Origin of the sequence: Tissierella sp., from assembly GCF_032104385.1 — a bacterium.
GTDB lineage: Bacteria > Bacillota > Clostridia > Tissierellales > Tissierellaceae > Tissierella.
In genome coordinates, this window is the sequence record NZ_DAMCHJ010000002.1 from 312,539 (window position 1) to 324,415 (window position 11,877).

The following is an 11,877-nucleotide window of genomic DNA, read 5'->3' on the forward strand; positions in this document are numbered from 1 at the left end:
CTTTTAATTACATTATGAACATTGCAACTATTGTAGTTACAACTAAACCTATAGCTACAGGTTTAAAATTTCTTCTTGTTAATTCAAATGGGTCTACACCACAAATAGCTGCTGCTGGGATTACTGCCCAGGGTATTAAAGTTCCTCCTCCTACCCATATGCCAGCCACCTGACCTAAAGCAGTAAGAGTGGCCGTACCTTTGCCTATAGCTGCCCCAAATAATCTAGCTATAGACCCAGCTAAAGATATGCCTGAAAACCCTGAACCGTCTAATCCAGTTATTGCTCCTACTGTTGTCAATGTAACTGCTCCTACTCCAGCATTTAATGGTACAGTATTAGCTAAAGCAATACCCAAATCATTTACCAAACCTTCAGAACCATATGGTAGAAATTCACCAATAACCTTGAAAAATCCATCATCTCCCAAATAGAAGAAGGCTGCTATTGGGATTACTGGTCCAAATACTTCAAATCCAAATTTAAATCCTGAGACTAGATATTTTGTTATTTCTTCTAAAGCTTTTCCTTTATGAGTCAATAAGGAAACCATAATGAGTATAAATATAGCAGTTCCCCCTATTAAAGCCGTAGCATCTCCTCCTTGTAGTTTTGCTACAGACATAATTAAAATATCTATGGCAAATAACACTGGAATAAATAATGCTAGATTTTTTTTAGTCTTATAACTTAAAATATTCTTTATACTTTCATCTTCCTCCATTAATCTCTTGCTTTTCCTTTCATTATTAGCTTTAAGTTTTCCAGTTTTTAAATCCTTTTTCAATATTATAAATGCAATTACAGTTGTAACTATTCCCATTACAGCCACCAATGGAATACTTGCAGAAATAACTTCTGAAACTGGAATGCCAGCTGCATCTGCCGTAAGCTTTGGTGCTCCTTGAATGATGAAATCTCCTGATAATGCTATTCCATGACCAAATAAGTTCATTGCCATAGCTACACCTATTGCAGGTAACCCTACACTTACTGCTATTGGTAACATAACTGCACCTATTAAGGCAACTGCTGGTGATGGCCAAAAAAACCAAGATATTATCATCATAAGTATTCCTATAACCCAATAAGCTAGAGCTGGGCTTTTTATTAATTTAGTAAAAGGTGAAATCATTATCTCATTTACTCCTGTTTTAGTTAGAATTGTACTCATTCCTACTATTACTGAAATAATTAAAATTGTTCCCATTAATTCAATTATTGCATAGATAAAAGAATTAAATACTCCAATTAAGGCTTGCGATAATGAAGATGTTGCCATAATCCCTAATATAAATATTCCCAAAATACAAACTAAGGAAGTATCTCTCTTTCTAAGCATTACTCCAAGTATCAAAAGAGTAAATAGTAGGTATACATAATGTAAAGCATTTAATTGAATATCCATAAAACCCCTCCCTACATTTCCTTTGGTACTTTAGAATATGCAAAGAAGGGTATCTATGGTTCCCATTATTTATATTTCTTTAAATATATCTATTTCCTTTTCCCACCCTTTAGATGTCCATCAAATCCAAATAATAGTTGACCTTCACCATAAATATTAGATGAAAATAATATTTGAGTAAAGTGAACCCGATTATATAGACTTGATAAATAGTCTATTTACTTAGGTTCAGTTTCTTATATTCTATTATTTAGTGAGCTATTTTTCTTTCTCTTAAACTAATAAATTCTTTTTTTAACATAACTATAGTAAATAAAACTATAATTATATCAATTCCAAGAGTTCCAAAATAAACTCCCGACACTCCAATTTTCTTTGGCAAAATTAACATTACAGGTATAAAGAAAACAAGTTGCCTTATAATACCAATTATAGCTGCCGGCTTTCCTTTATCAATTGAAGGGAAAAATGTCATAGCTGTAAAAATCAATGATAGTATAGGTAGTGCTGCCATATATATTCGAAAATACATTATTTGGGTTCCTGTAAATAGTTGTTCCGTTAACATTAATCCTAAAATTGCTTTGGGAAATATCATTGAATCAATCCAGAAAGGCAATGTTAATATCATAGAAGCTAAAGTAAATATCTTATATGAACTAATTGTACGATCATATTTTTTTGCACCGTAATTGATTCCTGCCACAGGTTGCAATGCACGCATCAAACCAAATATTGGTGTAAGAAGGAAAGTAAATACACGATATACCGCCCCATAAAAAGCCACATCTTCCATTGTGCCATATTTAGATAATGTATTGAAAATAATCACTGCTTGTACTAAACTCATAATACTCATAATAAGAGAAGACATACCAAGATCTATAATAGATTTTATTATATTCTTATCTCGATACAATACAAAAATCTTAGTTTTAAATGAAGCAAATCCTTTCCCAAAATATATCCAAGCAAGTAAGGTATAGACAAACATTCCTATATTCGTTCCCCATGCAGCGCCTTCTACTCCCAAATCAAAAACTACTATGAGAATATAGTTAGCAATGCAATTTACTACTAAACCTGTTCCCATCATTATTGCTGCTGATTTCATTTTTCCTTCAGATCGTATCATCATATTCCCTGCTAATCCATATATCCAAAAAAACGAACCTAAAATAGTAATTCTAAAGTAGTTATTTCCTAAAACTAAAGCCTCTCCTTTACCTCCCATAACTTTCATTAAGTGGATTGAAAAGAGTAACCCTAATATCATATAAACAACTGTTATTACAAGAGAAAGCCAATTAACATTACCTAATAGACGCTCCTGTGTTTTTTTATCTTGTTTCCCTAATGAAATACTTAAAACTGAGCCAGCACCAACACCAATTAATGAACCAAAGGCTACACTAATTTGAGAAAGAGGATAGGCAACTGAAACTCCTGCCAGAGCAGTCTCTCCTATATATTTGCCGACAAAAATAGCATCTAAAACTGAATTAAATCCGTATAAAACCATGGCTATAACTGCTGGCCACGACAGTTGAACCATAACCTTCCATAAGTTGTTTGACAATATAAATTGTTTTTGTTTCTCCTTTTCATCTATTATAGCTTGTTTCATATAAAATCCTCCCTAAATTTTGTCTATTAATTTGAATGTCCTAAATTTATATGGCCCATGACTTTGCCCTTTCCATCTCTTGAAGCATATTATAATATCTCTTCTTATTTTTCATTAACTCCTCATGATTACCTTTTTCTTCGATTTCACCTTCGTCTAACACTATTATTTGCTCCGCATCTTTAATAGTATTTAATCTATGTGCTATTACAATTACAGTTTTATTCTCTGTAAGTTTATCTATAGATTTTCTTATTTCCATTTCATTATCTGCATCTAGAGAAGCTGTGGCCTCATCTAATAAAATAATTTCAGCATCTTTAAGTATTGCCCTAGCAATGGATATTCTCTGCTTTTCTCCTCCTGATAATGTAGAACCTCCTTCTCCTACCATGGTTTCATACCCCTGTGGAAGTTTTTTTATAAACTCATGGCAATTTGCTATTTTTGCAGCTTCTATTACTTCATCATAACTGGCATCTTGATTTCCTATTTTTATATTATTATATATAGTATCATTTAAAAGATATACATCTTGAAATACCATGCTTATGTGGTTTAAAAGAGTTTCTGGATTTACATCTTTTATATCCTTATCACCTACTGTGATTTCTCCCTTATTTACATCCCAAAATCTTGCTATAAGGCTTGTAATCGTAGTCTTACCTGAGCCTGATGGTCCTATCAGAGCTGTCATAGTACCTTCTTTTGCAGTAAAGTTTATATTTTTTAATATGCTTTCCCCTTCTTCATATTCAAAACTTAAATCTTTAAACTCAATATCATAATTCTTAAAATCAATATTCTCATATTTATAATTTATTTTAGATTGACTATAGGTATTATTTAGCTTCTGGGCTGCTAATTTAAAAAATTTAAATTCAGCATAAACTCTGGAAAATGCCTTGAGAACATTTGTTAAAGTTAAACTTATTATCATAAAAGTTAAAAAGGACTTACTACCTATAGTTCCGGCTAAAAGCCTTTTGGTTGCCAAAAATAATACTATTGGGAAACTTATGTCTATAACTATCATATATGCAAATATAAAAGGAACTACTCTGATTTCAAACTTTATACTCTCTTTCTTCAAACTTCTGAATGAACTTTCCAGTCTTTCAAACCTTTCTCCAACTAGATTATATGCCTTAAATAGTTTTATTCCATTTAGATACTCTACCATTCTGGAAATGACCTCATTCATTGCTGCTTTTTTCTTTTTTCCTATACTATTAGCCTTAAGTCCTGCCATATATAATAAAGGTGCTCCAGTTATTAAAATTGTTAATTGAGTCAATGCTAATCCCCTATCAATTACAAAAGAAATAAGTATTATATAGATACTTAAAGACATTGTCTTAATTAAATCTCCAACATTGTGAGTTATAACCTTCTCAAAGTCTTGAATATCATTAGTCATTATATTACTTAAATCTCCAATACTATTTTTATTAAAATATCCAAGGTTTAAATGTCTTAGATGATCTCCCAAGTTTAATCGCATATTCTTTATAATCTTTGCACCTTCAATATTAAATTCACTATATGATAAACTAACTACTGTAGCCCTGGCTAAAAAGCCTATTATCATAATCAATCCATAGATTTTAATTTTCTCTAAAGATAATTTTCTATCCATTAAGTCCATTAGCACTTTATATAACATCCCATAAATAAACATATTGAAAAAAGAATCCAATATTGTAAAATATATAGGTCTTCTTAATTTTTTTCTATCTTCTCCCAATAAAGCTTTCACTTCTTTAAACATGTTGTACACCTGCCTCTACTCTTATGGCTTGATTCCCTTCAAGCTCATACATATCCCATAAATGTCTATATAAATTTCTATTTTTCAATAATCTCTCATGTGTTCCTTGCTCTACGATTTTCCCATCATTTAACACAATTATATTGTCTGAATTTTTTATAGTATATAATCTATGGGCTATTATTATAGTTGTCTTATCCTTTAACAAATTTTTTAATGCCTCTTGAATCTTAGATTCATTCTCTATATCTGAATAAGATGTTACCTCATCTAATAACACTATTGGGCTATCCTTTAGAATTGCTCTTGCTATGGATATCCTCTGCTTTTCTCCGCCACTTAATTTAGTTCCATGCTCTCCCAGCTTGGTTTCATATCTATGGGGCAATGTCATAATAAATTCATGAATTTGTGCCTTTTTTGCTGCATTTATAACTTCTTCTAAAGAAGCATTGCTACCCATCCTTATATTTTCTAAAATCGTATCATGGAGCATAAATACATCTTGAAACACAAAAGACATATTATCCATTAAGTTATCTATGGAAATATTCCTTATATCTATTCCATCTATAAGTATTTGTCCTCTATTTACATCCCAAAACCTGCCTATTAATTGGGTTAATGTAGTTTTACCACTACCAGAAGGTCCTACTAATGCTATGGTTGTATTAGGTTTTATCTTCAAACTAAAATCTTTAAAAATTTCATTATTGTCATATTTAAAATCCACATCTCTAAATTCGATTCCTTTTTCAAACCTTCCATTTAGCTGTAAATTTCCATTTAATTGAACAGGTTCTTCTAATATTTCCCTTACCTTACCAGCACCTTCTAATAAATATGCAAAACTAGAACCAAGATCTAATAACAGTCTAAAGGAATCTAGAAAGTTCATACTCAATATCAAAAATAGTAAATAAGTAGCTATATTCATATTTCCATTAAGATATAAAACTCCACCTGCTGGAATCATAAATATTAATCCAGAATCTATTACAACTGTAAATATTCCATATGGTGCTCCCATTTGTTTAGCTACTTTTTGCCAGTATTTTTCATACTCTTCTGTCGCATTTTTATACTGTTCAAAGGATTTAGTTGATAAATTAAAGGCCTTTATAACTGGCATTCCATTAATATATTGAATAATTGTAGAGTTAAGAGTTTTAAGTACTTCATGATACTCTGTCATTCTTTTATTAAATCCTGAAATCATAATCCATTGAAGTGATAATCCTAACAGTACAGGAATCAATAATATTAAAGCTAATTTCCAATTTAAAAATAATAAATAACTAAAAACCACTAAAGGAGTAACAGCCGCAGCGGATAAATCTGGTATTTGATGAGCTATAAAATTTTCTAACTTTTCTATATCCTCATTTATAGTCTTTTTAAGTTCTCCAGTAGTATGACTAGTGAAAAAACCCATATTAAGTTTTGAAATATGTTCTATAGATTTCATCCTTACTTCATAAAGAATAGTAAAAGCTGCTATATGAGAAAGCGTTCCTGATGTTAAGAAAAGTGCAAACCTTATTATAAGAGTTATAATAGTTGTAATTACCAAGTGCTTAACCCTATTTAAATCCATGGCATCTTTAAATAATTCTAATATAATATTATACATCAGAACATAAGGTACTATTGCTAGTATAGAACTTAAAATGCTAAATAAAGCGGAAATATATAATTTATTCTTTTCAGTTCCTGATAATTCCATCAAGAACTTAAAGTTTGATTTCCTTTTCATCTAAATCATCCCTGCTTTCTTGAAATGTTTGTTCAATATTTTTTTACCCATTGTTTGAAATTTTGTTGATTCTATTGCTTTCATTACCTATTCCTCCCTCATTTTTAATTTTCTATTGTTCGTTTTTATCTTTAATCATATCCTCAAAAGAATCCTTTAGTTTTGTTATCATTACTATATCAATGATAACTGATAACGATTATCATTATCAACTCTGAGAAATACTTTATTTAATCCAAAAAACAAAAAAAGATTATTTTATTTAAAAATAATCTTTTTTATAAAGCACACCTCCAAATATTAGTTTTTTGTCTAACATTTTGGGTGTGCATCACAACAAGTCCCAAAGAAAGCTGCCTTATAATGTTTCTATAGAAACATCTTTTACTATTTAATCTCTATACTTTTTATTTCTATATTCTGTTGGAGTCATATTAGTATAACTTTTGAATGCATTGGAAAATTTACTGGGGTTTTCATACCCTATTTTGTTGGCGATACAAATAATAGGAATATCCGTATCCTTTAAAAGTATCTTGCTCCTTTCTATCCTTGCTCTTCTAATATATTCATATACAGTGCTTCCCATTATTTCTTTAAATCCTTTTTGTAACTTATAAATTGTGATATTTAAATCTTTAGAAAGTCCCTGTAAAGATGGAGGTTCCTGTAAGTTCTCTAATATTATAGATTCTGCCCTATATATTATATCTACTTCTTCTTTAGTAAAGTTATCAATATTATAATTTCTGCCTACTTTAAATTGTAAGCATAGCATAAATAATTCCAATGCTTTAAATTTAATTTTTATATAATCCATCATATTAACTATCTTCATATCCCTTATTTCTTTTGCAGCTAATTTTATATTATAAGGTGCCTTCTCTATATTTAAAATATCCTTGGAATATATATTATCTATAAGTTCTTCCCACTCCAATATAACTTTTGCTCCCCATATAGGATTTAGAGAGCCTTTTATTTTATTTAAATCTATATGCATAGAAATAGCCCCAAAGTCTTCATAAGAAAATTTAAACTTTTCTATATAATTTTCCATTCTGTAAAAAGCCATATCACCATTTTCTAAAAAATATTTCTTTTTATTGGGAAATGTTTCAATTTCCACTTTACCTTTATAACAATATGATATTTCTATAATATTTGATCCATATTTTTCATTGTTAAATGACCATTCCATTGTAGCATTATTATCCCAATATGCAATTTCTAACCCTTCATCAATTATTATTCTTGTTATTGTACCTTTCCCAATGTTTTTAGATATACTATATTTAGTACCAATCAATTCATCCGATAATTTACATGCACATTTTTTCTCCATCTGCTTAAAGTATGTATCTATTATATTAATTCCATTTCTCATAGTACCCCACCTTATTGATAGTCATTATCACTATAATTATATCAGATTGCAACTTAAATAACACAATCTTCTAATGTTTATTTTTTATAATACATCAATAAGGATATATAAATTCATTCTCTGGTTTATCTACCCCTTTTATACTCTGAATATCTATCACAGGAATTCTATCATCATCATTATCTATGATATTTATTTCTCCATTAATTTTTATCCATGAGCCTTCTTCTAATTGAGAAGTATTTTCATAATTACATAAAAAACCTATGGCCTGTGTATCAGCAGCACAGCATACCATCATAGATCTAGCAATTACAAATTCATTTTGCTTAAATTCATTATTCTTTAATACAAACCCTATTAATTCAATTGTGTTCCCTTCATACCTATCGGAATTTATATATAGTTCATCAATCCAATTTATAAAATTATCTTCATTAAGAATTATTTTTCCATCTTCTAAATAAATAGAACTTTCTTTGTCATCGATTATATCACTATATATGCTAAATATTTCCGAAGATGTACTCTTATCAGTTTCATTTTCTTCATATGTTTTTGAAATCTTTCTATCTACTGACTTAATATTACTTAATTTATCTGATGAAAAAACTATGGACTTAGGTGGTAATATAAATGCTGTCAGTACTGGTAACAAAAAAATAATATATCTGCCTATTTGAGTATTCTTTTTTCTAATTCTAAAAATTTCACTTACCATAAATAAAGCAATAAACAAAAAACTAATCATAGCAAAGCACATATATGGTATTATTCTCGGGTGAACATAGTTACTTACTGTGTTTTCTTTAATTGTAATAAAATAAAATGCAGTAAATCCAAATAAAAACACCAACTTCAAAATAATTTCTAAATTTATTCTATGGTTTATTTTAATCCTCATATCTAATCATCCTATAAATTTAATATGGTGAAAAAGCAAATAACTGAAAATGTTATATTAAATACAATAAAAGTTAATTTTATGATGAATCTTTTACTAAAGCTATCTGATAACATAATTAAATTTTTCATATCTATCATAGGTCCTAAGACCATAAAACTCATTATACTGCCTATTGGAAATTGGTTTAGAAAGCTTCTTGCAATAAAAGCATCTGATGATGAACATAATGAAAAAAGAAATGCTATAAGCATCATAATTAAAATGGATATTACATTATCTCCACTTAGTTTTACAAGTAAATCTTTAGAAATCATAACTTGAAAGAAGCTTGTTAACAATGCACCTAGTATCAAAAATCTTCCAACATCAAAAAATTCTTCACCTGCATGTTTAAATATCATACTTATCTTACCTTTTATACCTATATCTTTTATATTGTTACAATAAATACAACTGCAAACCTCATCTAATTCATTGTTTTTAATAGATATTTCTTTTTCTGGAAATATCAAAAATAAAATACCTGATATTATTGCAACTATAATCCCTATTATTATTCTAAATATCATAATTTGAGGCTGGTTAGGAAATGCATAGTATGTAGAAATTATCACTATTGGATTTACAATAGGTGCTGACAACATAAAAGTTACTGCCACATATAGGGGAACTCCCTTTTTCACTAACCTAGATACAACTGGAACTATGGCACAGTCACAAACCGGGAAAAATATTCCTCCTACTATGGCAAATAAAAAGGATATGATTTTGTTTTGAGGAAAATACTTAACTACCATCTCTCTTGTTATAAAGACTTGAATAATAGACGATATAAACACTCCAAGAATTAAAAATGGAAAGGATTCCATCAATATACTTATAAAAATTGTATTTAAAATATATAATTTAGTAAAATCTATATTTAACTTCCCAAAGTCTATTGCCATAAAAATATTTAATGATAAATATATGGCTACAGTTATTAAAAATAACATGGTTAATTTATCATAGATTTTTCCCTCCAATTTCTTATTTCCATTTTTAAATTGAAAATAATCGGAAAAACCTTCGCCTTCATCAATCTCTATAATTGCTCCTGTTTTATTTCTACTTCTAACCTTTTTATTTATATCTTCTAATTCATTAGGGGATACCTTGTCTACATTGTTTAGAATAATTAAATCACTATATGCTATTTTATTAATGAGATTATTCCCTAATATCCCCATGAGCATATTAAAATTCCTACAATCAATTATGTTTGTAATCCTCTCAATCATTATATATCTTCTTGAAATTTTATTATCTAAATTATTTAATAATTCCTCAATGGAGTCCATTCCATTTTGTTCAATAATTATCTTATCTGGAGAATATTTTTCAATTATCTCTTTTATATAATTGGATTTCAAAAGACTGAGATTTGAAATGCTTTCTTTAATTATATTTTGATGTAAATACTCATCTTTTATTTTTTCTTCTCCTAATTCACATTGAATTATAACTATTCTTTTATTTTCATCCTTTTCTCCTCTTAAAATAGAGTTAATCATTGATGTTTTTCCTGAACTCAAAAAACCAGTAATTATTTCTACTTTTGTTCTCATAAGGCATGTCCTCTTATTCTATAATAGAAAATATTTTATTTAATTCATCCCTATTAAGATTGGTTCCTATTACAGAAAGTTTACCGTTATAATTTGGTGATACTTCTGATATTCTAAGATCTCCTGGGACATAATTAAACTGAATCCATTTATTATCTTGAATTTCTACAACACCCTTAGCCCTCAGAATATTGCCATATTCTTGGGAATCATTAAATTGTTTTATGATGTTTTTTATTTTATCTATTGTAAATATTTTTGGAGTTTCTATGCCCCAAGATTGAAATACTTTATGGGAATTTAGTTTTTTTATCTTTTCTCTTACTACCTTAACACTCTTTATTTTTCTATTAATATGATTTACACTATTTTTTTCTGCTAAAGAGATTATTGAGCTTAAATCAAGTTCCTTCCAAGGTGTTGAAACTATATTGCATCTAATATTAATCTTCTGTATTTCTTTTGTTACAAATTCTATATTTTCTCTGCTAATGCCATTTGTTCTACTAAGTAAAATAGTTTTAGCACTTTTAATTTGATCTTTATAAAATTCACCAAAATTTGAAATATATAAATTAAATCTTTCTACATCAACTACTGTTATTAACATATTGATTTGAATTAAATTTTTTAAAGTTTCTGTCTTGCATGCTTTAATTATTTCAGATAGTTGTCCGACTCCCGAAGGCTCTATTATAATTCTACTTGGATTAATTTTTTCAATTATTTCCTCAATTGATTTTTCAAAATCTCCAGTTAAAGAGCAACATATACATCCTGAATTTATCTCTTTAACTTCTAATCCAGATTCCTTTATTAATTCACCATCTATACCTACTTCACCAAATTCATTTTCTATAATCACTACCTTTTCATTATAAAGTCTTTGACTGATCATTTCTTTTATCAAGGTAGTTTTACCTGCTCCTAAAAATCCTGCTATAATATCAACTTTGGTTTTCATTGATATTCTCCTTCCCTATCTTTGTTTTCTGCACATTCAGGACAATAACCATATATCTCAAGTTTATGTCCTGTTATATGAAATTTAGTATTTTTTTGTATTTGATTTTCATATTCTTCTAAGGGACAATGTCCAATTTTTATCATCCTTTTACAAGAATTACAAATCAAATAATGACTATGTTCCTCCTTATTTAGTTCATACATATTTTTATCCTCTTCACCAATACTTGATTTTATAACTATATCCTTTGAAACAAATGTATTTAGTATTCTATATACAGTTGAAAAATTCATAGATATATTAGAACCTTGGGTTTCTATAAATATTTCTTCCGCGGTCATAGGTGCATCGCTACTTTTCAATATATCTAAAACTACATTTCTCTGTTTTGTATTTTTTATTCTATACTTACTAAATATCTCTTTATTATCTATTTTTATCATTTTG

Annotated in this window: 9 protein-coding genes; all 9 read right to left on the minus strand. The window is 28.5% G+C overall.

Annotated elements, in window-relative coordinates; translation table 11 throughout:
* Positions 1-7: 7 nt before the first annotated feature.
* Positions 8-1,408, minus strand: coding sequence for a hypothetical protein (locus RT714_RS03530; RefSeq protein WP_313756231.1), 1,401 nt, complete (start codon positions 1,406-1,408; stop codon positions 8-10).
* A 250-nt stretch (positions 1,409-1,658) separates the two neighbouring features.
* Positions 1,659-3,035: an MATE family efflux transporter gene (locus RT714_RS03535; RefSeq protein WP_313756232.1), complete on the minus strand. Its 1,377-nt coding sequence runs from the start codon at positions 3,033-3,035 to the stop codon at positions 1,659-1,661.
* A 46-nt stretch (positions 3,036-3,081) separates the two neighbouring features.
* Complete coding sequence (locus tag RT714_RS03540) at positions 3,082-4,806, minus strand: ABC transporter ATP-binding protein (RefSeq protein WP_313756233.1); 1,725 nt, start codon at positions 4,804-4,806, stop codon at positions 3,082-3,084.
* The gene (locus RT714_RS03545; protein ID WP_313756234.1) at positions 4,799-6,562 is read right to left on the minus strand and encodes an ABC transporter ATP-binding protein; all 1,764 of its coding nucleotides are present in this window, start codon (positions 6,560-6,562) and stop codon (positions 4,799-4,801) included. The genes RT714_RS03540 and RT714_RS03545 overlap by 8 nt, the downstream gene beginning before the upstream one ends.
* Before the next feature lie 391 nt (positions 6,563-6,953).
* Positions 6,954-7,949 (minus strand): AraC family transcriptional regulator, encoded by a 996-nt coding sequence (locus RT714_RS03550; protein WP_313756235.1) that lies wholly within the window; start codon positions 7,947-7,949, stop codon positions 6,954-6,956.
* Between the two features lie 94 nt (positions 7,950-8,043).
* Positions 8,044-8,853 carry a TIGR03943 family putative permease subunit gene (locus tag RT714_RS03555; RefSeq protein WP_313756236.1) on the minus strand — a complete coding sequence of 270 codons (810 nt, stop codon included), beginning with the start codon at positions 8,851-8,853 and terminating at the stop codon, positions 8,044-8,046.
* Positions 8,854-8,864: 11 nt separating this feature from the next.
* Positions 8,865-10,463 (minus strand): permease, encoded by a 1,599-nt coding sequence (locus RT714_RS03560; protein ID WP_313756237.1) that lies wholly within the window; start codon positions 10,461-10,463, stop codon positions 8,865-8,867.
* Positions 10,464-10,476: 13 nt separating this feature from the next.
* Complete coding sequence (locus RT714_RS03565; RefSeq protein ID WP_313756238.1) at positions 10,477-11,427, minus strand: GTP-binding protein; 951 nt, start codon at positions 11,425-11,427, stop codon at positions 10,477-10,479.
* The gene (locus RT714_RS03570) at positions 11,424-11,873 is read right to left on the minus strand and encodes a Fur family transcriptional regulator (RefSeq protein ID WP_072976981.1); all 450 of its coding nucleotides are present in this window, start codon (positions 11,871-11,873) and stop codon (positions 11,424-11,426) included. Before RT714_RS03570 ends, RT714_RS03565 begins: the two co-directional genes overlap by 4 nt.
* Between the last annotated feature and the right edge of the window lie 4 nt (positions 11,874-11,877).

Coding starts and splice junctions, on each gene's coding strand:
- RT714_RS03565 (WP_313756238.1), bottom strand. CDS start 11,427: ATGAAAACCAAAGTTGATATTATAGCAGGATTTTTAGGAGCAGGTAAA.
- RT714_RS03545 (WP_313756234.1), bottom strand. CDS start 6,562: ATGAAAAGGAAATCAAACTTTAAGTTCTTGATGGAATTATCAGGAACT.
- RT714_RS03560 (WP_313756237.1), bottom strand. CDS start 10,463: ATGAGAACAAAAGTAGAAATAATTACTGGTTTTTTGAGTTCAGGAAAA.
- RT714_RS03550 (WP_313756235.1), bottom strand. CDS start 7,949: ATGAGAAATGGAATTAATATAATAGATACATACTTTAAGCAGATGGAG.
- RT714_RS03530 (WP_313756231.1), bottom strand. CDS start 1,408: ATGGATATTCAATTAAATGCTTTACATTATGTATACCTACTATTTACT.
- RT714_RS03535 (WP_313756232.1), bottom strand. CDS start 3,035: ATGAAACAAGCTATAATAGATGAAAAGGAGAAACAAAAACAATTTATA.
- RT714_RS03555 (WP_313756236.1), bottom strand. CDS start 8,853: ATGAGGATTAAAATAAACCATAGAATAAATTTAGAAATTATTTTGAAG.
- RT714_RS03570 (WP_072976981.1), bottom strand. CDS start 11,873: ATGATAAAAATAGATAATAAAGAGATATTTAGTAAGTATAGAATAAAA.
- RT714_RS03540 (WP_313756233.1), bottom strand. CDS start 4,806: ATGTTTAAAGAAGTGAAAGCTTTATTGGGAGAAGATAGAAAAAAATTA.